Raw genomic sequence first — 26,072 nt, 5'->3', positions numbered from 1 at the left:
CAAAGGTACGAACAAAAGAGAAGACTACAATGGTATAAACGCGGAGCCGCTTACGTCCTGGGCAGTAATATGTCTAGAATACGTGATGTCGTTTCCACCTTTCAAAGGTTCAGGATGTCCTTTACCTGTTCTAGGGTGCTCAGAAAGTTCTGGAATCAACTTCTCTAGTTTTTTGAATAGAGGTAGATTTGATTTTTTCCATTTCTTAATGACCTTCTGTGCATCCTTAGAGAATTCTATTCGATATATCATAAAGCTTCCATCCATGCGATTGCATCTTGTGCTGTGTCAAAGCACAGAGTTTCTCCGTTTTTATGTTCTTCTCTCGCCTTGTCAAGCTTCGCTTGCAAATCGGGAGTAATCACATTTTCCTTCATGGTCTTGTTCTTACTCATAAAATCCATAAGAATGGATTCTACATAATTGTTAAGGCTACGATTGGTAGCCTTAGCACACTCCTTGAGCTCCTCAAGAAGCTCTGCTGGTAACCTAAATGAAGTAGGTACACGTAATGTTGATGTGCTCATATCCTTTGTTTTTAATTGTTATTTGGGGCAAAGATAATAAAAAATAATGAGAAACGAAGTAATTCTTTGGTTTTTAACACAGATAATAGCGATAATAATTATTTCTCTTACTAAGAAACGGATGGAAAGTCTGTAAGTTTCATGTGCAATCCTGTAGATTTCAAATGCGAATGGGGACATTTCACTTATTGCCTTACTAGGACACAATATTGCCCCTAGGCGGGCATTTTTTTGCCGTCGAAAGATAAAAAATACTACGTCGGGATAGAGATTTCTATATACCTATTAAACGCTTCACCAAAAGCATAATGGCAGACGGAATTCTTCTGCGTGTAACCCCTACTTTCAAATCCACTCTTCACTCTTCACACATGTGGCATAAACATCTGAATACAAATTACTTACTACGGTGAAGAGTTACGCCGACTCTTCACAACTCTTCACCACTCTTCACCATTTGGGCTTCTATTGTGACCAACATCAGGCTTCTATTGTGACCAGCATCAAGCTTCTATTGTGACCAGCATCAAGCCTCTATTGTGACCAGCATCAAGCTTCTATTAAGCTTGGTTTAAGCCTCCTTTAAGTTTGGTTTAAGCCTTCTTTGAACTTGGTTTAAGCCTCAGATAAAGTTTACGTAAGGCTTTGTTAAAGTTTACTTGAGCCTTATTCCGATTTCTTGGACCTCTAATTTCCCTTATAAACAGCAGAAAAATCAATCGTGTGAAGAGTGGTGAAGAGTGGTGAAGAGTCGGCGCAACTCTTCACACCTATAAACACTTCATTTTCAATAATTTACACTATATACGTGAAGAGTGAAGAGTGGAATTGAGAGTAGAGTTTTTCTCTTGGCGCTACTCCGCCCCCATCCGGTAATTCTTAGGCGACAAACCGGTATGCTTCTTGAAGAAGGTGCCGAAGGATGAGGCATTCGGGAAGCTGAGATCACTGGCTATCTGCTGAATCGTCTTGTTCGTATTCTTCATCAGATAAATGCTGCGACGGATAATCGCCTTGAATAGTAATTGCTGGACCGTCTTGCCACATACTGACTTCACGATAACGGAAAGATATTTGGGAGTGATGCAGAGCTGATCGGCATAGAAAGCCACACTGCGCTCACGCATGAAATTTTCTTCTATCAATTTGACCAGCGACTCAAAGACCTCTACCTTGCGCTCCATCTCCTTACCCGCCGTCTTGAACGTAGAAGAGAAGATGCTGCAAAGGCGATAGGTTACCGCCATGAGAAGCAGCTTCTGCTCATGCTGGCTGTAGGTATCCGGCTCCTCCTTCTGCTCCAACCTGAGAAGCATCTGGGCATAAGATGACAGCATCTCCTCATAACCCGTATGCGCTACGGTACAAGCCGAAGGATAGAGCGTAGAATAAAGGCGCATGCTGACGACGGTATTGCCCAGCATGTGACGAATCTGCTCTACACGGTAGAAAAGCAAGGTAAACCGGAAATCAGAAGAGGTTTCCTGAACCTGCAACAGGATTCCTGGAGAGAGAAAAACCGACTTCCCCATAGACGCAACAAAGGATGTTCCGTCTACACAGAAACGGAACATCCCTTGATGACAAATGACTATTCCGACATAATCAGAATAGAAAGGCTGCATCAGAAAATGAGGAATTTCCTGAGCCTCATATATGATGATATTATCTGTTATCTCCATTTTTTCAAATTGCTTGAATTGCGAAGATAACAAAAATATCAATCCCCCCGAATGATAACCTTGATTATTTATGATATTTTAGCAGAATCCTGCCGTTACCGGCAGAACCTGCATCCTCATCCCTACCTTCTTCCCAGGGATTTCACATCTACATTCTTCAACAGATACTCGCGGGTCAATTCCTTGATGTTGCGCTTGCGCCAAGGTATTACGAGCATCAAGCCGGCACATACCAGACAGCCATAGAAGGTCCAGCCTGCCATCTCCTTGATGGATACCAAGGTGGCTTGCACCTGCACCTTGCCCTTCACACTCATGGCAGCCATATTCTGCGCCTCAGTTACACTCTTACCCTGATACTGCATGCCCATCACCGTCTGATCATAGGTCTTTGCCGTTTCCAAGCTGGTACGGTCGTAATCCTGTGCAAAGCGGGTAACGTAATACTGCTGGCGATACTGAAGCACATTGGTGTAGAGCGCCGAACCGATGCAAGGGGCGATGACCATACGGACGGTGAGCATGATGCAGACCCAGGTGGACATGAAGCGGTAAGGCATGCGCTGATTGGCTATCGTAGAGATGAGCGAATAGAGCAGCATCATTCCCGTAGAACGGATGATGATTGGCCATTTCATGCGCTCATACATGCCGTCGTTCTGTACCTCGAAATACATAAAGAGGGCGTAGCCTCCGATAAAGAGGAAGCCCAGACAGTACATCCACTTCAGATGAACATTCTTGGCTCTGGCGATGACCGCAAAAATCAAACCCACGGTATATCCCACCATCACCCAGTTACCCAGAGTGGCATTCTGCCAGTTGTCTATCTTCATTCCCACATTGGTGAATACATTCACAAACATGGCACTGGAGTTGCAGACCATCAGGAGGAAGAACAGCATGATGCCGTAATTGATAACCCTGAGCTGGAACACCTCCATGATAAAATAAGGTGAACGGCGGGTCTTCTCCAGATAGATGAACAGGGCGGTGAAGATGAGACAGACCACCGTAGAGATACGGATGGTAGGGTCATCAAACCAGTCCAGCGTCTTGCCGAACACCATTACATAGGCAAACGAACAGAGCATGATGCTGAACACCGTGACATTGCCAAACTTCGACATCGTAATCGGGAACTTCGGCATCGGATACTTATGATAAGGCATGGTGAAGAACACGATGATGATGCCCGCCAGCATGAATGCCATCATGAAATGATACACATACTGCCACTCGTAAGCATAGGCAAGCCAAGCCGTAAGCCAGGTGCCCAACTGTCCGATAATCATAAAGAAAAGATAGATAACCGGCTGGGAAACCATTTTTTCTGAATCCACTGCATCCCAAGCCTCCTCGGTGGTAGGCTCGCAACCCGGCGTGATATTCTTCGTTGCCTCAATACCGAAACCATATCGGATGAGTACAAAGAGATGCGCCATCAGAAGCGTCTGTCGGACAAAGCCCATCAGCAAGCTACACAAACCTAGGATGAACAGCGAATCGGTCTGGGCGCAGACAAAACTGAGCAAAAAGAGAATGGAGAATCCCACGATACACATCATCTTCTCTCTCCGGATGCACACCAGTTCGTAGAAGAACGGCGAGAAAGCCGCCATTCCTATCGACGTGCAGAAGCCCGCAAAGGCGATGTATTCCGACTGGATGCCCAGTCCGCTCATCATCTCTCCGCTGTTGGCGGAATAGACACCACTCATCGTAATCATCGGCACGAAGAGGATGATCATGAAGATGATGCCCAGCGGTTTCGGCACCCAGCTATAGAACGGATAATTCTTATATTCTTCTTCCATATTCCATTACTTTGATTTTCTCTCCGCCTTCACAATCACCATCATACCTGCTGCCAGGCGGGCATTGTCTTCCTTACTGAGGTTAGTGAAGTCGATTCTTACAGGCACACGCTGCTGAATCTTCACGAAGTTACCGGCTGAGTTATCGGTAGGAACAAGAGAATACTTGGAACCGGTTGCACCGGAGATAGCGGTAACGGTGCCCTCAAACTCCTTGTTGCTGATGGCATCTACCGTCATGCGTACTTTCTGACCAACATAGAGATTCTCTACCTGGGTTTCCTTATAGTTGGCGATGACCCACTTCTGGGCATTAGGCAGGATATAGGTGATGGTGGTCCCAGCGTTCACCATCTGTCCCTCTTCGATAGAGCGGCGACCCAACTTACCGTCGCATGGTGCTACAACCACGCAGTAAGAGAGGTTCAGCTTCGCCATCTCCACCGCAGCCTCAGCACGCTCGATGGCAGCAGCCACATTCTGCTTGCGGGTAACCACCTCGTTCACACCCTTATAGGCAGCAGCCTGCTGTCGCTTTACCGACTCCAGTTTCTTCTTGGTAGCCGCATATTCCACTTCGAGCTGCTCCAGCTGGATTGGTGTAGCAGCCTTCTTCTCTACCAGGTTACGATAGCGCTCGCAGTCCTTGGCAAGTTTGGCAAGGCGCACCTCAATTTCATCGATGGATGCAGAATAGACGGTAGCCGAAGTCTGGGTGGTCTGCTGGGTAGCATCAATCACGTTGGCACCCGCCTTGGCATCCTTCAATGCAGCCTCTGCCTCCATCAGTCGGATGCGATACTCACGGTCGTCGAGGATAAGAAGGGTATCACCTTTGTGAACCTCATCGTGCTCCTTGAAGCAAACTTTGGCAATATAGCCCGATGCGCGGAGGTTGACAGGAGAGATATACTGCTCTACCTGGGCATCGTTGCTGGTTTCGTTGGCATTATAATCCAGGAAAAGGCAGACAATCTTCCAGAGTCCGAAGGCGAGGATGGCTACACCGATGAGGCTGGCGATGATTTGGCGGATGCGCTGCTTCTTCAATTTCTTCTGCATTTCCTCGTGAGACATCTGAGTAGTTTCTGCATTTTCCTCACGAGCTGTTTCTATCTTGTTATTTTCGTTCTGTTCCATTGTTTTATTCTGATTATTTGTTTCTTTATGATTCCTTTGTTATTTTACCTGTTCCAACTGTCCGGTGAGTTTCAGGAGCGAGAGATTTGCCACCTTATATTTATAATAGGCGGTGAGATAATTGTTCATAGCTTCGCTCATGCGCATCTCATCCTGAAGAACGGCGGTCATCGTTCCTACACCTTCTTTATACTGGTCGGCTGTTACGCTATATACATCCTGCGCCAGGGTATAGTTGTCAAACTGCTTCTTGTAGTTGCGCTGACTGTTGTTCACCTCGCTCACGGCGTTCATATAGTTTGCCTGCATGCCCTTGAGTGCATCCTCATATCCGATGCGGGCATTCTCCTCCTCCACTTTGGCACGTCTTATCTTGGAACGCTTCTCGAAGCCATCAAAGACAGGCACTCTCAGCTGGATGCCGATTCCGTTGGAACCATACCAGTGGTTTGATTCGCCCGAATGAATCCAATGTTCTATCTTATCGGTGAAGGCAGAATACATCAGACTTCCGGTAAGACTCACCGATGGCAGATAGCCATCCTTGGCAAGTTTGGTCTGCTTCTGTGCAAGTTCCTTCCTCTTCTCCAGGAGCTGGAGTTCATAGAGATTGGTGTTCAATCCGTTGGCATTCACCGTCTCTATCTCTCCCGGATTCACCTCCGTTACCTTGATTTGCTTTTCTGCAGGATAATCTATCACATACTTGAGCATGGTATATTGCTGGTCGAGCATGGCGATGGCGTTATCACGCTGTACGGTGAGATTCTCGATGTTGAGTTTCACACGCTTCACGTCTACCTCAAGACTCATCTGATTATCATAGAAAGCCTTGGTAATGCCATAGAGTTCTTCCAGACGCTTGATGTTGTCGTTCACCAGACGAATCTGCTCAGCCGTATTCTGTGCCATGTAATACATCTTGGCGGTCTGCACGATGAGGTCTTCGCGCGCCTTCTCGTAAGAGAGCTGGTTGAGATGGTCTGCTATCTTGGCAATATCGATGGCGGTATTCACCATCTGGTTGTAAAGCGGCATCTGGAGTTGCAAGCCAGCCGAAGCATTATATTGCAGGGTCTTGGTTACATTGTAAGGTTTGCCGTAGGCAGAACCATCCGTCACGGAAACGGGAGGCGTGAAGTTATCGTTCAACTGTGCCACGGCGTTGATCTGCGGCAGCAACTTCGCTTGGTTCTCGCTGATGGAATACTTTCCCTTTGCAATCTCGTTCCTGCTTTTCTGCAGCGACAGGTTGTTATCCACTGCCATCTGCAGGCACTGGCTCAGCGACAGAGTTTCCTGCGCCATCATAGCAGAAAAAGCCCCGAGAGCCAGACAAAAACACAATATCTTTTTCTTGTTCATTTTTAATATGTTTCTTATGATATAAAATACAATTTAATTCTGGTGCAAAGGTACTGATTTTCTGCAAATAATCACTATTCACAAAATATCACAATGTGTTCAAAAATGCCGTTTCTTTTAGTGGCGGAGTTCTTAGAAACAAAAAGAGTGGCTCTTTGCAGTTTTAGGCACGGATTACACGGATTCTTTATAAGAAGATAAATCGCTTCAATTGCATTAGCGCCATAAATCCATGTAATCCGTGCCTTATTTATACCCTCCTCGCTATATGGTATTTCAGAATTTCATTTTATAGACATTGGTTTCCCGTTTTTCAAAGCCCAGGCTCTGATAGAGCTGGTTGGCAACAATGCGAGAAGGGCGCGAAGTAAGCATCAGCGTCATATTTCCCTTGTTTCTGCATAGCGCTATCACCTTTCTAACCATCAGTTTTCCATATCCCTTGCCCCGATAGTTCTGATCAACCACCACATCTTCTATCCATGCCTTCCTTCCTGTAGGACATTGATAGATACATAGGGTTACCATTCCGATGATTTTCTCATCATATTCCAAAGCATAGAGATGGCTTTGAGGTGAGGCGATAAGACTGTTCAATTCTGCCTCAGTAAGGGTATGCGAACTGGTACTCAGCTGCGAAATCAGTCTGTTAATAGCTTCCAGATAATCAGGCTTCAAATCTTCTATTTCTATAAATCTTGGTTCATTCATGGTGCAAACTTAGCACATATTTCGGAGATTGCCAAGAATCAAGATGAAAATTCATATTTTTTAATAAACAAAACAAAAAGGCGATTGCTTTTCCCCACGCAAGGGATAAGCAATCGCCTTTATTCTATGAACTTAGTTCAGAATGAAGAGCAAATGAATTCTTCACTCTTCCCTCTTCACTCTTCACTTAATTCTTACTTCCAAGGATTCTCGGTTGGGTAAGGCAAGCTAGCTGGCTGGTTGTAAGCGATATCCTTGATGCCAAGATACTTGAATACCTCGAACAAGGTCTTGCCTACATGAGAGAATGCTACGGCACCGTGGTGTGGATAGCCCTTCTGAACCAAGACGTGGCGATAGAAGCGACCCATCTCGTTGATAGCGAAGATACCGATACCACCGAATGAACGTGTAGGAACATCGAGAACCTCACCCTCTGCGATGTAAGAACGGAGATTGCCCTCAGAATCACACTGCAGACGATAGAATGTGATGTCAGAAGCAGCGATGTCGCCCTCCAATGTACCACGGGTGAAGTCTGGTGTACCACCATTCTCCAACAAGCGGTTCTGAATCAACTGATACTTGATCTTACGGCTAGAGCACATCTTGCACTGTGGAGTGTTACCGCAGTGGAAGCCCATGAAGGTATCAGTCAACTTGTAATCGTACTTACCCTTGATGTCCTCATCATAGATATACTGAGGAACAGAGTTGTTGATGTCGAGCAATGTTACTGTATCATCAGAAGCACACATACCGATGTACTCAGAGAGAGCACCATAGATATCTACCTCGCAAGCTACAGGAATACCGCGGCTAACGAGACGGCTGTTAACATAGCAAGGCTCGAAACCGAACTGGCTTGGGAAGGCTGGCCAGCACTTGTCTGCAAATGCTACATACTGACGAGAACCCTTGTGAGCCTCAGCCCAATCGAGCAATGTCAACTCAAACTGTGCCATTCTGCGGCTGAGATCAGGATAGTAGCATCCCTCGCCCATCTCCTTGGCCATATCAGCACAAACCTCGTCGATACGTGGATCGTTCGCGTGCTCCTTATAAGCTACGAGGAGGTCGAGCTCTGAGTTCTCCTCAATCTCTACACCCAGTTCGTACAAGCCCTTGATTGGAGCGTTGCAAGCGAAGAAGTCCTGAGGACGTGGACCGAATGTGATAATTTTCAAGCCCTTCAAACCGAGGATGACGCGAGCTACTGGTACGAAGTCTGCAATCATCTTAGCAACATCCTCAGCTGTACCAACAGGGTACTCAGGGATGTAACCCTTCAAATGACGCATACCGAGGTTGTAAGAGCAGTTGAGCATACCGCAGTATGCATCACCACGACCATTGATCATGTCGCCGTCACCTTCTGCAGCTGCTACGAACATAACAGGACCGTCGAAGTTCTTTGCAATCAAAGTTTCAGGGGTCTCTGGACCGAAGTTACCAAGGAATACAACCAAGGCGTTGCAGCCCTGCTCCTGAACTTCGCCCAAAGCCTTGAGCATATCTTTCTCGTTCTCAACTGTAGTCTGACAGTTGAAAATCTCACCCTTGTACTCTTTTACGATGTTCTCACGGCGCTGAGTAGAAAGCGCGATTGGAAAACAGTCACGACTAACGGCAATAATACCGAGCTTTACTTGTGGAATGTTGTTGCTTACCATAATTATTATGTTTTTATTTAAGTTTTTGTATATATGCTTGTTTTTTGCTGAGGGCAAAGGTACAAATATTTTTGATTTCCGCAAGCAAATTCTGAGTTTTTTTTCCGTTCAAAATGTAAAAAAACGTTTATTTGTACCCGAATGTAACATTTGATAAACTTCCTGAAACATTTTATACCCCCTAATGGATATCCAAAACAAATAAAAAACTGAATGAATGATGATATTTCGAATAAAAGTTGTATCTTTGCACCGATAAAAACAGATAAGTTAATATGAATAAAATCAAAACAGTCTTTGCCGGAATATGGCATAAGCTATGTGCTTTCTGGGCTTGGTACAAGAGTTTGTATCAAGGTAGGGCTTGGTATACCAAGACCATTGTCGCATTCGTCAGTTGTATCATCGCCTTCATTATTTATCTGGGCGCAGTAGACATCAACTTCTTGTGGCTTTTCGGTAAGTCACCAGGCTATTTCTCCGGTATTTTGAATCCGCAGACTTCAGAGGCATCAGAGATATATAGTGCCGACGGCAAGCTGATTGGCAAATACTTCAACGAGAACCGTACACCTGTAAAATATGAAGAGGTGAATCCAGCCTTCTTCAAGGCTTTGATTGATACGGAAGATGAGCGCTTCTACAAGCACATCGGTATCGACCCTATCGGTGTATTCGGTGCTGCCAAAGACGCCCTCCTGCATCATGATGCCCGTGGTGCGTCTACCATCACACAGCAGTTGGCTAAGAACATGTTCCGCGTACGCTCGCAGTATTCTACCGGTTTGCTGGGCAAGGTGCCTTTGCTCCGACTGCTCATCATCAAGAGCAAGGAGTGGATTATTGCCGTAAAGCTGGAGACAGCTTTCTCCAAGAAGGAAATCATCACCATGTATGCCAACACGGTAGATTTCGGAAATAATTCATACGGTATCAAGACTGCAGCCAAGACCTACTTCAATACGAATCCAAAAGACCTGACTACTGATCAGGCTGCCATTCTGGTAGGTATGCTCAAGGCTACTACCTATTATAATCCGCGCACCAATCCTGAGAACAGTCTGGTTCGCAGAAACACCGTATTATATAACATGTTGACTCATGGCGATCTGTCTCGTACCGAGTATGAAGAGCTGAAAGAGCTTCCTATCAAACTCGACTTCAAGGTAGAGGAGAACTATGACGGACAAGCTAAGTACTTCCGCGAAGCCGTAGCCAATTACCTGAAAGACTGGTGTCAGGAAGAAGGTTACGATCTCTATTCCAGCGGTCTGAAGATTTATACAACCATCGATACTCGCATGCAGAAGTATGCCGAGGATGCTGCCCGCAAACAGATGAAGCAGGTACAGCAGAACTTCAACAATCACTGGAGTATCCGCCGTACTCAGGCAGGTAAAGGAAAATGGCTGGGCGAAGAACCTTGGCAGGACGAGAACCACAAGGTGATACCAAACTTCATCCAGGACATCGCAGAAAAGCAGCCTTTCTATAAGAATCTGCTGGCCAAATTCCCAAACAACCCAGATTCTGTCACCTATTATTATAAGGAGTGGGTTCACCCTGTCAAAGTGTTCGATTACGACAAGGGAAGCATCACTATCAACATGACTTCTGAAGATAGTATCAAGTATATGACTACCTTCATGCACAGCGCTTTTGTAGCCATGGAGCCACAGACAGGAGCCGTGAAGGCATGGGTGGGCGACATCGACTTCGACCACTGGAAGTATGACAAGGTAACAGCCGAGCGACAGCCTGGTTCTACCTTCAAACTCTTCGTATATACCGAAGCCATGAACCAGGGATTGACTCCTTGCGACAAGCGCCGCGATGAATATATCTCTATGCAGGTATACGATAAGAAGAAGCACGAGATGACAACCTGGACTCCTGGCAATGCCAACGGTTCATTCTCTGGCGATAGCATCCCACTGAAGAATGCATTTGCCAAGAGTATCAACTCCATTGCCGTAAGACTGGGTCAGGAAATGGGCATCAAGCGCATCATCGAAACCGCCAAGAAGATGGGTATCGACAGTCCGCTCGATGATACTCCATCACTCGCCTTGGGTTCCAGCGATGTCAACCTGCTGGAGATGGCTTGCGCATACAGCACCATCTCTAACAACGGTAAGCATCACGACCCTGTATTGGTGACCAAGATTGTTGACCATGACGGCAAGGTGGTTTATGAAGGACCAAGTACAGAGGAACAGGTTATTCCGTACAAGAGTGCCTTCCTGATGCAACAGCTCCTGCAGGGCGGTATGAGAGAACCGGGGGGTACCTCACAGAGTCTCTGGGGCTATGTAGGTAATTACCGTGACACAGAATTTGGCGGTAAGACCGGTACAACCAACAACCATTCTGACGCATGGTTCATGTGTGTAAGTCCTAAACTGGTAGTTGGTGCCTGGGTTGGAGGAGAATACAGATGCCTCCACTTCCGAACAGGAGCCTTGGGACAGGGTGCCAGAACAGCATTGCCTATCTGCGGTTACTTCCTGCAGACGCTCTTCGCTGATCCTGCATTCAAGAAATATCATGCCAAGTTCGATAAGCCAAAGGACGATGACATCACAAGAGACATGTATATCTGTGCCAGCTATGCACCAAAGCCAAAGGTAGATACAACACAGGTGGACAGTACTGCCTTCACAGAAGAAATTCTCCTTGATGAAAACGGAAACCCTATTAAGAAGGAAATTCCGACAGTGAAGACGAATGGAGAGGCTACAACAACCGCCCCAACTACCACTCCTGCTGCTACAGAAGAAAAGAAAGAGAAGAAGAAGGCTAAGCCAACAGAACAGCCAATCAACTTCGATGACCTCTAATAGAATAATATGATTGATCTCGACAATGCGGAGTTGCAGAATGCACTCCAAATCATACAGTTTACCCGTCGTTCGCTTTTCCTTACTGGAAAGGCGGGGACGGGTAAATCTACTTTTCTACGTTATATCGCTGCCAATACCAAGAAAAAACATATCGTCCTGGCACCTACTGGCATCGCAGCCATCAATGCCGGTGGAAGCACCTTGCACAGTTTCTTCAAGTTACCTTTCCACCCATTGCTGCCCAACGACAGTATGTATTCGGTGCGCAATATCCGAAACACACTGAAGTATAATTCTGAAAAAATCAAGATTATCCGTGAAGTAGAGCTCATCATCATAGATGAGATCAGTATGGTACGTGCCGACATCATCGATTTCATCGACAAGGTATTGCGAGTATATTGCCGGAACATGAGAGAACCGTTCGGTGGCAAACAGCTTCTGCTGGTGGGCGACATCTATCAGCTGGAACCCGTTGTCAGAGAAGATGACCGCAAACTGCTCAATCCTTTCTATCGCAGCAGCTTCTTCTTTGATGCCAAAATCTTCCAACAGTTCCAACTGGTCAGCATCGAACTCAAGAAAGTATACCGCCAAAGCGACCCTGTCTTTATCGGCATCCTCGACAACATCCGGACCAGTCAGGCAAGAATGCAGGACCTGCAGTTGCTAAACCAGCGTGTTGGCGCCCAATTGGATGAAGGCGACTCCAAGCTTGCCATCACCCTGTCCACCCGTCGCGATACGGTAGATTACATCAATGACAGTCAGCTCAAGCTTTTGCCTGGCGAACCTTGCCTCTTCCGGGGACGTATACAAGGAGAATTCCCAGAAAGCAGTCTGCCAACCCCTATCGAGCTTTACCTGAAAACGGGTGCTCAGATTATCTTTATCAAGAACGACATCGAGCACCAATGGGTAAACGGTACGCTGGGCACCATCATCGGCTTTGACGAAGACGAGAATGCCAAAATTTATGTACGCACAGAAGAGGGAAAAGATGTGATGGTTGAACCTGCTGCCTGGAGCAACATGCGATACCATTTCAATGAGGTGGAAAAGAAGATTGAGGAAGAGGAGATTGGAAGATATGAGCAATACCCTATCCGACTTGCCTGGGCGATTACTGTTCATAAGAGTCAGGGACTGACCTTCAATCAGGTAAAGATAGATTTTACCGGCGGTGTTTTCGCTGGCGGTCAGACCTACGTAGCCTTATCACGTTGCACCAGTCTGGAAGGAATCAGCCTGCAGGAACCTATTCGCCAAAGCGAGATATTCGTCCGCAACGAAGTCAAGCAGTTTGCCCGTCATTACAACGACCAGAGCACCATCCATACGGCTCTTACACAGAGTAAGGCAGACAAACAATATCATGATGCTGTCAAGGCATACGACAAGGGAGACATGCAAGCAGCTCTGGATAACTTCTTCCTAGCCATCCATAGCCGTTACGACATCGAGCACCCTCTTGCCAAACGTTTCATCCGCAAGAAGCTCAACAAGGTGAATGAACTGCAAGCCGAGAACGAGCGTCTGAGGGAAGTAATCAAGCAGAAAGATGAAGAGAAAAAGAAACAGGAGAAATTCCTCAAGCGCCTTGCCACAGAATATGTCATCATGGGTAAGGAATGTGAGAGAGCCGAAATGAAAGAAGCGGCAATTACCAATTACCAGAAGGCTCTCACCCTCTATCCAGGACATCCAGAGGCTAAGAGAAGATTGAAGCATCTCAAGGAATAATCAATAAAAAAGTGGTTGAAAAAACGGAAAGCACATCCGTTTTTTCAACCACTTTTTTATTGATTAAAACTTAACCTCATAGGTCTTGCCCTTCTGGGTCTTCATCTTCTTCACCTTATCTCCATATCTTACCTGACAAGGTTCACCGGAACCGGAGAGGATAACAGCCTTGGTAAGGCGGCCGTTGTCCCAATAGATATCCACCGTGAAATTACCCTTGGCACGGAGCCCCTTGATGGAACCCTTCTGCCATGCATCAGGCAGGGCTGGCAGGAGATGGATAAAGCCCATGTGGCTCTGCATCAACATTTCGGTGATACCCGCTGTACCGCCAAAGTTACCGTCTATCTGGAATGGAGCATGCGTATCCCAGAGGTTATCCAATGTACCATTCTTCAACAGATTGCCATAAAGCTTGTAAGCATGGTTGCCATCGTGCAGACGAGCCCACTGGTTCAACTTCCAACCCATAGACCATCCGGTAGCACCATCACCACGATGCTCCAATACCACCTTAGAAGCCTTCGCCAGCACAGGAGTAGTGATAGGTGAAATGGTACGGCCAGGATGCAGACCGAAGAGATGGTTCACATGGCGATGCTCATCCTTAGGATCATCAATATCCTTAGACCACTCCATCAACTGTCCATAGCGACCAATCTGGTAAGGAGCAATGTGCTTCAGAGCATCTTCCCACAGCTTGCGGTCCTTGGCATCCCTGCCCAGAATCTTGCTAGCCTCTACCGCATCGAGCAGAATCTCACGAATCACGGCATGAGCGAAGGTTGCACCCTCGTCTATCGGTCCGTGCTCTGGAGATGTGGAAGGAGCTGCTGTATAAACACCATCCTTGCGATGCCACAGATAATCTGTTGCGAAGTTGGCACTTCCCTTGATGATATCGTATGCAGTCTCGCTCAGGAACTTCTTATCGCGGGTATAGTCGTAATAATCCCAGAGATGGGTAGCCAACCATGGACCGGCGAATGGAGAGAAGTTCCACGACATATCCTCACTGGATAATGGAGAAGTGAAACCGAAGATGTTGCTGGATACAGATGTAGTCCAGCCACGGGTACCGTAATATGACTTGGCAGTCTTCTCACCCGGCTTCACCTGTGTCAGGATGAAGTCGAAGAGCGGAAGCTCACACTCGCTCAGGTTGGTGGTGCAGGCTGGCCAGTAGTTCATCTGCAGATTGATGTTGTTATGATAGTCTACACGCCAAGGACCATCCACGTTGTTGTGCCATACACCCTGCAGGTTGGCAGGCATGTTGCCTGGACGCGAAGAGGCGATGAGCAGATAGCGGCCAAACTGATAGTAGAGCTGCTCCAGATAGAAATCCTTTGCCCCCTTGCGGTAGTTAGCCAATCGCTCATCGATTGGCATATCGTTGGTGTTATCCACATCATTCAGATTCAGGCTTACACGATTGAACAGGCGGCTGTAATCCTTGTAATGCTCCTCCAGCAACTGCGCATAGCCCTTGCCTTCTGCCTTGCTCACCCAGTCCAGAGTAGTAGCCAGCGGATCCACGCCCACATAGGTTTTAGGATCATTGTAATCCGGATTATTGTTTGCCTTGTAATCGGTATCGGCAGAAATGAGGAATACCACCTCGTCGGCATCCTTCACGGTCAACTTTCCTCCTTCATTAGACAAACTACCACCCTTATTGATGGCACGGATGCGGACAGCATACTGCATATCGTTGTTATCGAGACGTGCATCCCAAAGCAGTCCATTCTTGCCATCAGCCACCATCTTGCCTGTAGATACAGGGTTCGGCGCATAAGAGAATACGAGATTCTGCTTGCCTGGACGGGAAGCCTTGTAGCGGATGGCCATCACATTGGCTGGATAAGAGATGAAATACTCACGCTCATAGTTTACACCATCCTTGACGAAAGAAACGGTAGCCAATGCCGAATCGAGCGATAAGGCACGACGATATTTGGACATACCTACGGTACTCAGCCCCGTTTCGATATACGCCTCACCCATCGTGGTAAAGCTACCGAAACGGAATGGATCCTCGGCATAAGACTCGTATGGCACCGGACTGTTGAAGTTCTTGCGGGTGAGTTGGGATGCCTTTTCCCAATCGTTGGCAGCGAAGGCATCTCTGATTTCCTGCATCACATGGGCAGAATTCTTGTTCACATTCCAATAATAGGCTGCGCCCTTCTTGGTGTTCGGACCGCCACGCCAGAGCGTCTTCTCATTCAGCGTGATGCGCTCAGCCTCCACGGAACCCAGGATATTGGCTCCGATACTACCATTACCAATAGGCAATGACTTTGACTCCCAATCAGGATCAGGATTGCGGGCGGTATCACCAGCAGAGATAGGTTTCTTGTTTGTCCATTTCTCGGGATGACCACCATACCAGATTTGCTGTCCCTTCAAGGTGACAGGCGTGTCAAACCAGTAAGACAATGGAGTCTTCTTCTGTGCTGAAGACTGAAGAGCTCCCAGCATAGCCAAGGTAAAGATTGTTACGGTTTTCTTGTTCATGATGTATATAAATTTAAATTTTCAATTATTATTTTCAATTGCTATTTTGGGAATTATCCAAAATATGATTTTCCATATCCGGTACAAATTTACGATTAATATCTGAACTAACAAAGACATATCATAAAAAAAACGAGAATAACCGGCATTTTTTTCAAATACCTGTTATCCTCGTTTGATTTTTATTTGATTTCTATTTTCAGACTAATACCACTTTACTGCATTAGAATAGCCACTACGCTTATCATACTTCAGCGCATCCGTCAATGTAGCTGCATTGCATCGGAAGGTGAAGTTATAACTGGTATATGGCGCAAGTACTACTGAACAACTCATGTTGAAGCAGTGGAGATCTCGAGCCAGACTGGCAGTAGTCATACTAATCTTGGAATTCTCGAAGTCGTAACCAGAAGAGAAACTGATGTTCCATCCATCGCTCAAGCGAATATTACCACTCATGTTAAGAGTCTGTGTAAACTTGTATGGATAGCGCATGGTCTTCTCGTTGAATTTCTCTCGTCGAGTATCCTCACGCATGGTAACACCATATCCGAAGGTCAAAGACCAAGGCATCTTGAATGCCATATAACCGTCACTGTCGGTCTTTGCTTTACCACCGCCACTCTTCTTGGCTGCCGTCTTACCTTTCTCGATATTATCATCCACGTTGCTTTCTATGTCGGTATCCATACCTTCATCGTCATCATCGCTCTTCCTGTTCTTGTCCTTATCGTCATCATCATCGCCACCACCGAAGAGTTTCTTCAACTTTTCCGGATTCAGCGTGAATGAGAAGTTCTGAGACATACCCTGGAATCGTCCGAATCGACCCTTGCCCCACTCTGTGTGGTTGCCAACAAACACATTACCCTGATCATCCAGTTCGTAAGCGTATGTAGCAAAGACAGCATTCATATTGAATGTGTAGTTCTTCCACCACTTGAGACGGAGGTTGATATTCATATCGCTCCAAGGGCGAACCTTGGCTGCGGTGTTGTAACTCATATTGATGTCGAACGCATCAATGAGACTCACCTTCTTGAGACTGTCGTTCTTATCTCTCCATTTCATCTCCAGGTTATTGCCCAGAGTGAAGGAAATGTTACCACTCTTGCCCTTACCCGGCACACCGTAAAGTGCATTCTGGTATGGTGAATAACTGACGAGCGATACGTTACCGTCAGCATCGGTCTTCTGATAAGTATCCCAGAATCCATATCGGCTAGCACCGAAGTCTGGCGCATAACTGAAATTGACCGTCGGAGTGAAAACGTGGCGAATCCTGTCAATCCTATTACCGAAGAGCTTACGGTTAGGAATCCAGAATCCATACAGCTTGGTAGAGAGACCTACACTCATGTTCCAGTTATAAACATTGTTGAAACCATATATGGTATCACTCTTCTCAATCTGCTTTTCGCTATCCCATGATTTCTCCACCTTATTGGTATACATACGGTCGGTGAAGTTGAACGAAGGACTCACATTGAGATATTTGAAGAGAGTGAACGATGCACTCACAGGTATCTGATGTTGCCATCCGTTGCGCCAGTCCTTGATAAGCGAACTGTGCATCAGCTTATCCTCCTTGGTATTGATACTGTTGGAGATATGACCGGTATAGCTCATGGCGATTTTCTCGTACCACCTTTCATCACCCACCATCTTCTTTCTTCTGAACGGATAGAATCGGGAGATAGAGATGTTGAGGTCTGGCAAGGTCATCGCTATCGAAGAGTCACGCATGTTCTGCGAAAGATTGGCAGTAGAACTGAGCGACATACCGATGCTGGAGAATGTTGTACTCCAGTTGACGGAAGAGGTTCGAGTACTCTGCGTCATCGTCTGCGGATTGTAGAGTGAACTCAGATTATTCCGCTCATAGCTGGATGTGGCAAAGTTGACACTTGCCGACAACGAACTGAACGGATTAGCCTTTGAGTCTTGTCTATGACTCCACTGCAACTTGAAGCTCTCCTGCTCTGTGAAATCAGGCATTCCCTTGTCTCCATTCTTCGTATCCTGGTAACTGAAGAAGAAGGAACCGGAATACTTATATCGCTTGCGATAGTTGCTTGCCGCCGAAAGTCCCCAAGATCCCTTGGTATAGATTTCTCCGAGGAGTTTCAAGTCCCACTTGTCACTCATGGCAAAATAATAACCACCATCCCTGAGATAGAATCCGCGCGCACTCTCATCACCGTATGTCGGCATGATGAAACCGCTGCTGTAGCTCTTGGAGAACGGGAAGAAACCGTATGGTATGGCTATAGGAACCGGCACATCGCACACCACAAGATGAGCAGGTCCGAAGACCACATCCTTATTCGGTCGCATCTTGGCACGTGAGAGTGAGATATAGAAATCCGGATGCGGATCATCACAGGTGGTATAGGTGGCATGTTTCAGATAAACCGTACCAGAAGAATCTCGCTTCGATTTCATACCTCGCAAGAAACCATCTTCCTGCGCTGTATATACATTATTGATAAGAGCCTTCTTGCTCTTGAAATTAAACTTAATCGTGTCGGTATCGTAGGTATCACCTCCTATCTTGAAGATTGGCTTTCCCTTGACACCTTCCTTAGTAGAAGAATCGGGAGTACCCATTGCCTTCACATTGCTCTTGTCGAGATCCATGGATATACGATCAGAAGAAAGATCCATGTTCTGGTACTTCACATTCGAATTACCAAAGAGATGCGCTACCTTGTTATGAGCATCATAGACCAGCGAGTCGTCTGCCTGATAACTGACCGGCGCATCAATACCACCCGACTTCTTACGGTTGATACTATCCTGATGGATACTGTCATCCACTACCTTATTATGTTTCCATATAGCCTTCTGCAGCGAGTCCATCTGGGTGGTATCGGCCTCCGTACTGATGATTTCATTGCCGAGAGAATCGACAAAGACGGAGTCGCCCACAGCCACGGCAGTAGAATCCACCTGAGCCTTCTTGTCTTTCTTTTTAGAAGGCATACCCGGATTTGCCACCATCATGCATGAGATGGCGGCAAACATCAGTGCAGCTATAGTTGATTGTTTTCTCATTCAGAAATTATTGTTAAGAAGTCACCCAACTGAACTTCTATCCTATTTCAAACATCCGCTCCCATTCCTGGAAGCGCTTTACTCCTTCCTCGCCAAACTTAGCGAGACTTTTCTCTGCCTTTTCTATACTCTTTTCCTTGTCGAGATGAGTCTTGCTGAAGAACTTATCAGCATAGCAGATTACCTTCTCCTCCATGGTTTCTGGCAGAAAATCCTGATGAGGCAGAGGCAGTTGCTGCTTCTCGATTTGCTCTTTTGTGATGCCGGCACCTGTATGGCGCTCACATACCCGAGCATGGCGCTCATAGCCTTCCTTGCGCAAGAGTTCGGCACCCAATCTACCATGACAGATATATGGCTGCGAGCCAAAACACATGATGCCGGGAGCATCGGTCATGAAGATTCCTATATCGTGAAGCATCGCTGCTTCCTCGATAAACTGGGCATCCAAATGCAATTCAGGATGAGACGAAACAATCTGTAGCGCTTTTTGCGCTACAGATTGACTATGTGTAATGAGGATATGACGAAGCTCATTATCCTCAGGATAATACTTATCAATAATTGCTTGATAATTCATAAATTTAATGTTTACTCAGCGTTGCGCTCAATGTAAGCGATGACATCACCCTTGCGGATCTTGCTGCCCTGCTTAGCATTGATTTCTACGAGCTTGCCACCCAATGCAGCAGGAACTGTCTCAAACTCACCCCATGGAGCGAGGATGTAGCAGAAGGCATCACCTTCCTTGTACTCCTTACCGATGAATGGCTCTACAGCTGGCTGGCACTCGCCTTCGCCCTGGAACTCCCAGAAAATCTGACCAGCAACTGGTGCTACGATAGCATCAGCCTTGGCGTGCTTGAATTCAGCGAGCTGAGCTGGTGTCAAGGTGCTGCCGAGCTTGGCATCCTTTGCCTTCTGGAGGTCAGCCAGGAAGTTCTTCTTAGCCTGACCGCTCTTGTAATTGCGATACTGCTCTGGGTGCATGGCAAGTTCGAAGAGCTCCTCGTCGTCCTGACCATACTCCCAACCATTCTCGTCCATCTCCTTCTTGAAGTCGTCGAGTGCATTAGTAAGCAATGTATGAGCATCAACATCTGTAAACTCACGACCCTGCTTCTTGGCAAGCTCTACGAGTTCTGGATCAATCTTTCCAGGAATCTTACCACTCTTACCGAGAATCATACCCCACATAGAATCGTCCATCATCACGAAGCGGCCCTTGCCCTGCTCCATGGTGAGAAGGTTCATCAATGAGATGTTCTTCACGTACTGGCTGAATGGGGTTACCAATGGAGGATAACCTACGCGTGGCCATACATACTCTACCTCGTCGAAGAGCTTGATCAGGAGGTCGTCCATAGACAACTCTTCCTCACCCTTCTTCTTGCGGATATTGTTGATAGTCTGACGCATACCGCCGAGGTCTGCCATCATAGAACCCATCATACCGCCAGGGAGACCGCAACCGAGCAACAATGAAGACATAATCTTGTTACCTGGGTTGATGAAGTAGCCCAACCACTCATCGATAAACTCCTGAGTCATGGCACGAGCCTTCATGTAAGCGCTCATATTGATCTCAGGAACCTCAAAGCCCTCGTTCTTCAGCATGCTGATGACAGAGATAACGTCTGGATGAACCTTACCCCATGACAATGGCTCGATGGCTGTATCGATGATGTCAGCACCATTGTTGCAGACCTCGAGGATAGAAGCCATAGAGAGACCAGGACCTGAGTGACCATGGTACTGGATGATGATCTCAGGATACTTGTCCTTGATCATCTTGGTGAGCTTACCGAGGAATGCAGGCTGACCGATACCAGCCATATCCTTCAAGCAGATTTCCTCTGCACCTGCAGCGATGAGCTGGTCGGCGATGTTCATATAATATTCGAGTGTATGAACAGGAGAATTGGTGATACAGAGTGCACACTGTGGAGTCATACCACCCTCCTTAGCCCACTTGATAGAAGGAATGATGTTACGAACATCGTTCAAACCATCAAAGATACGGGTGATGTTGGTACCCTGCTTAGCCTTTACCTTGTACATCAAGGCACGTACATCGTCTGGCACAGGATACATGCGAAGAGCGTTCAATCCACGGTCGAGCATGTGAGTCTTGATGCCCACCTCGTTGAATGGCTTACAGAATGCACGAACTGCATCATTAGGATTCTCACCTGCGAGGAGGTTAACCTGCTCGAAAGCACCACCATTGGTCTCTACACGGCTAAAGCAACCCATTTCAATGATAACTGGGGCAATCTTAGCCAACTGATCCTTGCGTGGCTGGAACTTACCAGAACTCTGCCACATGTCTCGGTAAACGAGACTGAACTGAATTTTCTTCTTCATTCTTATTATTAAATTTCTTTTTTTCTATTATATATAATAATGTGTATCCGATGCTCTCAAGCTCGCAAAAGCCAAGGCATTCCATACCAAGGTGCAAAATTAGACAAAAAATTCGAGAAATCAGACTTTTCCCCTCATTTATTACATTTTCTGCACCGAAATTATTAATTATTAATTATTAATTGCCAAACTGAGAGAACAAAAATGAGAAATATAGGGGAATAAATACAAAAAATGGTTGCGAAATTTTGTTTTGTCTGCTTTTCTCAGTACCTTTGCACCCGTTTTTGGAATAACAGAGAAAAAGACAAAAATCTAGTTACAAAATTTATAGACTATTCAAGCAGAATATGGCGAACAATACGAAAAATCATCAATTACCTATCTGGACAGAGGTAGAGTATACAGCATTATGTAAGAATCCGTTCATTGACACTCCTTTCTTCATTCCAAAGGAATCGAAGGTCTTCCTATGTCGTGAAGACGGCAGCAGAGAGGAACAGCGAATGATTTTCCTGGTCTTTAAGTCTACCGCTGCAGCAGAAGATGCAGAATGGGAAGACGACCCTATTCCTGGCGAATTGTGGGTAAAGCCTTTGGAGGATGACGACACAGAGGAATATGAACCTGCAAAAATCATCTATCTCGGACAGGATATTGATGACTTTATCAATGTGGTTAGCGAAGATGACAATACTATTACATTCGACTTCTACTGGCGTCACGGTGAGGTAAAAGTAGAGAAAGCAGAAAAAACCGACGAAGGATTCGTATGCAAGAAGGAAGACTTCGGCGAGGAGGGTCTGCGCCTGACTCTCATTCCAGAGGAGGCCGGCAATCCGTTCTCTCTCACCCTGCAGATTCCATACATCGGATTCTCTCTGTATGACGCTGAAGACCACAAAGTACATGGCGAGATTGAGGTGGCACACGACCAGATAGACAACTACCGCTACGAGTTCGTAGGCAACGATACCAACGACCGTTTCTCATTGCATCTCGACAATGACAAACTGATTTATATCTGCGTATTGCGCCCTGAGAGTGCACAGCTGGTGGTACGCGACCAGCGCGAACGCCTTTCCGTGGTAGATCAGATTCCGTCAGAGGGTAAGCTGAGCCAGCTGATGATGAATGCTCATTCTGCACTCATCAAGAACAAGAACTACCGTTGGCGCGTGAACATCTCTGGCAGTTCTATCGCTCAGGAGGTTGAATTGGAAATCAATCCAGAGAGTCTCGTTGCATTCATCAAGGAGCAGATGGCTAAAGGAACCGACATGGATACCCTCGGACAGCAGCTCATCGCCATGGAACAGAAGTATGCCTTCCAGTGGTTCTGGTTGAAGGACAGCGACTGGAGTCATGACGACCCGATGTTCGACATGTTCATGAACCAGCTTGTAGCATTCTCGTTCGTCACCCAGAAGCCAATCCAGGGCGACCAGCTGCAGGCACGCAACAACAAGCGCAAGATCAAACGTTGCGCCAAGCTCATCAAGGCTCATCAGAAGGGAGAAATCAGCCTTTGGGAAGAGGAAGAGGAACAGCGTAAGGAGATTCTCCATCTCTTCAGCACCTTCCACGGTCCTTTCACAGAAATGCTGGAATCATTGAATGATGAGTCTGGAGAAGATTAAAATATATCCTCGGATTATTTTATAATATATCGAGGAGTTCCTCGAATCTTGAGATACGTCGGAGCTTCGGATGTTCAAATTCCTCTATTTTTTCATGTGCCCATGTGGTATGAAAAGGAATATGGACAGCCGAAGCTCCGATTTTTAATGCCGGAGCAATATCACTCTTGAAACTGTTTCCCACCATCACCAGCTCGTCAGGAGTTACATCCAGTTCCCTGCAGAGACGATGATAAGCCTTGGGCGTCTTGTCGCTCACGATAGTCACCACATCAAAATACCGCTGCAGACCCGAACGCCACAACTTATTCTCCTGATCCATCAACTCACCCTTGGTGAAGACTGCCAGCTTATATTTCTTCATCTCACGGAAACAAGCCAAGGTTTTCTCTACCCCTTCCAAAGGCTTGGCATCAAGATGCAGGAGACTCTTACCCAAGTCCACAATTTGGGCGATGACATTCGCCTCCACCTTACCATGACTCACCTTCACCGCATTCTCTACCAGGGATATGGTGAAAGCCTTGCAGCCATATCCCAAATCAGGCATATTTTTACTCTCCGTCTCGAAGAGAGCAGCAGAAATATCCTTTTCCTTTCCATATTCCGCAAGCAGCTCGCAATACTCATGCTCCACGTCCTCGAAATAGTTTTGTAATGCCCAGAGCGTATCATCGGCATCGAAGGCTATCGCCTTGATATTCTTCAGTTTTTCCATACTTTTCATTTCTTTTAGTTGCAAAGTTAATGTTTTTATCCGAAAAGGGAAACAATTTATTCTGCTTTCTTTTGCATATACCAATATTTTTCGTAACTTTGCCCAAAATTCAAATAAAGCAACAATATGAAATACCCTATAGGAATACAAGACTTTAGCGAAATTATAGATGGCGGTTATGTTTATCTCGACAAAACCAAAATCCTCTATGATTTAGTACATAATGGGAAAATATATTTTCTGAGTCGTCCAAGACGATTCGGAAAGTCGTTGTTGATTTCTACTCTGGAATGCTACTTCCAAGGACAGAAAGAACTGTTTAAAGGACTTGCCATCGAACAATTAGAAAAAGAATGGAAGCAATATCCTGTTTTCCATATAGACTTCAATGGCAAGGATTTCACACAAGCAGGCGAATTGGAAAAGACTTTGTTGACTTTTGTTGAAACCCAAGAGTTGATTTACGGAAGAGATCCATTAGCCACCACCTTGGGAGACCGATTTATGGCTGTATTGAGAACTGCTCATGAAAAGACAGGTTTGGGCGCCGTTGTCTTGATCGACGAATATGACAAACCTTTACTGGATGTTTTGGACACAGGGTTAAAGACCTTCGATTCTGAAGGCAACGAGCGATTGTTGGAAGACAGACATCGTGAAATCATGAAAGGTTTCTACAGTGTCTTCAAGGCTGCTGACAGAGATTTGAAATTCGTGCTATTGACTGGTGTCACCAAGTTTTCCCAAGTTAGTGTGTTTAGTGGTTTCAACCAGCCTAACGACATTAGTATGGACGACCACTACGAGGCACTTTGCGGAATCACTGAGGAAGAATTATACTCAACCTTCGATGAACAAATCAAGGCTATGTCCGTAAGATATAAAGTATCTGAGGATGAGATGAGATATCGACTCAAGCGCAAGTATGACGGTTATCACTTCAGTCCAAGCATGCTCGACATCTACAATCCTTTCAGCATCTTGAACTCACTGAGCAAGAAAATCCTGAGTGATTTCTGGTTCCGTACAGGTTCGCCAACCTATCTGGTTCGCTTATTAGCTCATTCTGACGAAAACCTCAACGAGTTGACAGGAAAGTATTATCCAACGAGCAGTTTCATTGACTACAAGGCAGATATAGAGGCTCCCCTACCCATGATTTACCAGAGCGGTTATCTCACCATTAAGGATTGGAACATGGATACAGATTCCTATCTCTTGGATTTTCCAAACGACGAGGTAAAAGCGGGTTTCGTAACCATGGTGGCAGCCAATTATCTGAGACCCAAGGAGTCACCAGACGCATGGGTTATAGAGGTTGTTAACACTATGAAGACGGGAGATTGCGACAAATTAGAGAAGCTACTCACCTCCTTCTTCGCCAGCATCCCATATAGTCAGCGACGCAAGGATGACGAGCGGGAAAAAGAGCGCTATTTCCAATACACATTTTATTTGGTGATTCGCATGATAAGTTGCTTTACTGTCTTGATTGAGAAAGAGCAAAGCGAGGGACGAGTAGACTGTATCGTAGAGACCCCTAATTTTGTTTATATCTTTGAGTTTAAGCGTGATGGTTCAGCCCTTGATGCTTTGAAACAAATCGAAACAAAAGGATATGCTCGTGAGTATGCCGCCGACAAAAGAAAGATATACCAGATAGGCTGCAACTTCTCATCTGAGACAGGTACAATTGATGGCTGGAAGCTTCAGATTTATTCCGAGGCTTAAGAACAAATAAAACACCGTTTGAAATTTTCTTGTTTAATGAAGATTCCAAACGGTGTTTCATTTTATTTTTTACATATCATTTCTCTTCATACCCTTCAAGCAACAATAGCGATAATTATAATTTTTCTTACTAAAGAACGGATGGAAAGTCTGTAAGTTTCATGCGCCATCCTGTAGATTTCAAATGCGAATGGGGACATTTCACTTATTGTCTTACTAGGGCACAATATTGCCCCTAGGCGGGCAACTTTTTGCCGTCTAAAGATAAATATTACTACATCGGGATAGAGATTTCTACATGCCTATAAAACGTTTCGCCAAAAGCATAAAGGCTGACGGAATTTTTCTGTACGTAAGCCCTGCTTTCAAATCCACTCTTCACTCTTCACACATATGGCATAAGCATCTGAATACAAACCACTTACTGCGGTGAAGAGTTATGCCGACTCTTCACAACTCTTCACCAGTCTTCACCTTTTGGGAGTAAGCGGCTCCGCGTTTATACCTTGCATAATTCAAAAAAAGCAGTAACAGCTGA

17 protein-coding genes are annotated in these 26,072 nt (G+C 45.9%); 4 read left to right on the top strand and 13 right to left on the bottom strand.

The window, feature by feature from the left end:
* Positions 1-24: 24 nt before the first annotated feature.
* The 8 genes from F7D73_RS05760 to F7D73_RS05725 all read right to left on the bottom strand — a co-directional run bounded on the left by F7D73_RS05760 (position 25) and on the right by F7D73_RS05725 (position 8,915).
* A complete protein-coding gene (locus F7D73_RS05760) occupies positions 25-252 on the bottom strand; it encodes a type II toxin-antitoxin system YoeB family toxin (RefSeq protein ID WP_153122967.1) in 228 nt (75 codons plus the stop codon).
* Positions 249-527: an Arc family DNA-binding protein gene (locus tag F7D73_RS05755; protein WP_153122960.1), complete on the bottom strand. Its 279-nt coding sequence runs from the start codon at positions 525-527 to the stop codon at positions 249-251. The genes F7D73_RS05760 and F7D73_RS05755 overlap by 4 nt, the downstream gene beginning before the upstream one ends.
* 854 nt (positions 528-1,381) lie before the next feature.
* A complete protein-coding gene (locus F7D73_RS05750) occupies positions 1,382-2,209 on the bottom strand; it encodes a helix-turn-helix domain-containing protein (protein WP_153122958.1) in 828 nt (275 codons plus the stop codon).
* A gap of 122 nt (positions 2,210-2,331) precedes the next feature.
* Positions 2,332-4,026, bottom strand: a complete 1,695-nt coding sequence (locus tag F7D73_RS05745; RefSeq protein WP_153122956.1) for an MFS transporter — start codon at positions 4,024-4,026, stop codon at positions 2,332-2,334.
* A gap of 6 nt (positions 4,027-4,032) precedes the next feature.
* The gene (locus F7D73_RS05740; protein ID WP_153122966.1) at positions 4,033-5,103 is read right to left on the bottom strand and encodes an HlyD family secretion protein; all 1,071 of its coding nucleotides are present in this window, start codon (positions 5,101-5,103) and stop codon (positions 4,033-4,035) included.
* A 102-nt stretch (positions 5,104-5,205) separates the two neighbouring features.
* Complete coding sequence (locus tag F7D73_RS05735) at positions 5,206-6,531, bottom strand: TolC family protein (protein WP_153122955.1); 1,326 nt, start codon at positions 6,529-6,531, stop codon at positions 5,206-5,208.
* 276 nt (positions 6,532-6,807) lie between these two features.
* On the bottom strand, positions 6,808-7,242 hold the full coding sequence (locus F7D73_RS05730) for a GNAT family N-acetyltransferase (protein ID WP_153122953.1): 435 nt from the start codon (positions 7,240-7,242) through the stop codon (positions 6,808-6,810).
* Between the two features lie 194 nt (positions 7,243-7,436).
* Positions 7,437-8,915: an L-fucose/L-arabinose isomerase family protein gene (locus tag F7D73_RS05725; protein ID WP_153122951.1), complete on the bottom strand. Its 1,479-nt coding sequence runs from the start codon at positions 8,913-8,915 to the stop codon at positions 7,437-7,439.
* 275 nt (positions 8,916-9,190) lie between these two features.
* Between F7D73_RS05725 and F7D73_RS05720 the strand changes: the two genes are divergently transcribed.
* On the top strand, positions 9,191-11,755 hold the full coding sequence (locus F7D73_RS05720; RefSeq protein ID WP_153122949.1) for a transglycosylase domain-containing protein: 2,565 nt from the start codon (positions 9,191-9,193) through the stop codon (positions 11,753-11,755).
* Positions 11,756-11,764: 9 nt separating this feature from the next.
* Complete coding sequence (locus tag F7D73_RS05715) at positions 11,765-13,501, top strand: ATP-dependent DNA helicase (RefSeq protein WP_194256862.1); 1,737 nt, start codon at positions 11,765-11,767, stop codon at positions 13,499-13,501.
* Between the two features lie 63 nt (positions 13,502-13,564).
* Here the strand turns inward: F7D73_RS05715 and F7D73_RS05710 are convergent, their stop codons facing one another.
* The 4 genes from F7D73_RS05710 to F7D73_RS05695 all read right to left on the bottom strand — a co-directional run bounded on the left by F7D73_RS05710 (position 13,565) and on the right by F7D73_RS05695 (position 21,445).
* Positions 13,565-16,021 carry a glycoside hydrolase family 95 protein gene (locus tag F7D73_RS05710; RefSeq protein WP_153122948.1) on the bottom strand — a complete coding sequence of 819 codons (2,457 nt, stop codon included), beginning with the start codon at positions 16,019-16,021 and terminating at the stop codon, positions 13,565-13,567.
* Positions 16,022-16,225: 204 nt separating this feature from the next.
* The gene (locus tag F7D73_RS05705; protein ID WP_153122946.1) at positions 16,226-19,078 is read right to left on the bottom strand and encodes a putative LPS assembly protein LptD; all 2,853 of its coding nucleotides are present in this window, start codon (positions 19,076-19,078) and stop codon (positions 16,226-16,228) included.
* A 37-nt stretch (positions 19,079-19,115) separates the two neighbouring features.
* Positions 19,116-19,658, bottom strand: coding sequence for an HDIG domain-containing metalloprotein (locus F7D73_RS05700; protein WP_153122944.1), 543 nt, complete (start codon positions 19,656-19,658; stop codon positions 19,116-19,118).
* Positions 19,659-19,669: 11 nt separating this feature from the next.
* Complete coding sequence (locus tag F7D73_RS05695; protein ID WP_153122942.1) at positions 19,670-21,445, bottom strand: oxaloacetate decarboxylase; 1,776 nt, start codon at positions 21,443-21,445, stop codon at positions 19,670-19,672.
* A gap of 350 nt (positions 21,446-21,795) precedes the next feature.
* Between F7D73_RS05695 and F7D73_RS05690 the strand changes: the two genes are divergently transcribed.
* Positions 21,796-23,085 (top strand): hypothetical protein, encoded by a 1,290-nt coding sequence (locus F7D73_RS05690; protein ID WP_194256861.1) that lies wholly within the window; start codon positions 21,796-21,798, stop codon positions 23,083-23,085.
* 19 nt (positions 23,086-23,104) lie between these two features.
* On the opposite strand, the gene F7D73_RS05685 is transcribed toward F7D73_RS05690, so the two are convergent.
* Positions 23,105-23,803, bottom strand: a complete 699-nt coding sequence (locus tag F7D73_RS05685; RefSeq protein ID WP_153122962.1) for an HAD family hydrolase — start codon at positions 23,801-23,803, stop codon at positions 23,105-23,107.
* A gap of 126 nt (positions 23,804-23,929) precedes the next feature.
* Here F7D73_RS05685 and F7D73_RS05680 point away from each other — a divergent pair, with 126 nt between their 5' ends.
* Positions 23,930-25,534 (top strand): ATP-binding protein, encoded by a 1,605-nt coding sequence (locus F7D73_RS05680; protein ID WP_153122940.1) that lies wholly within the window; start codon positions 23,930-23,932, stop codon positions 25,532-25,534.
* The last annotated feature ends 538 nt before the right edge of the window (positions 25,535-26,072 follow it).

The organism is Segatella copri (genome assembly GCF_009494395.1).
Taxonomy (GTDB): domain Bacteria; phylum Bacteroidota; class Bacteroidia; order Bacteroidales; family Bacteroidaceae; genus Prevotella.
Note: the sequence above shows the minus strand (reverse complement) of the source record. Positions and strands in the feature narration are given on the sequence as shown.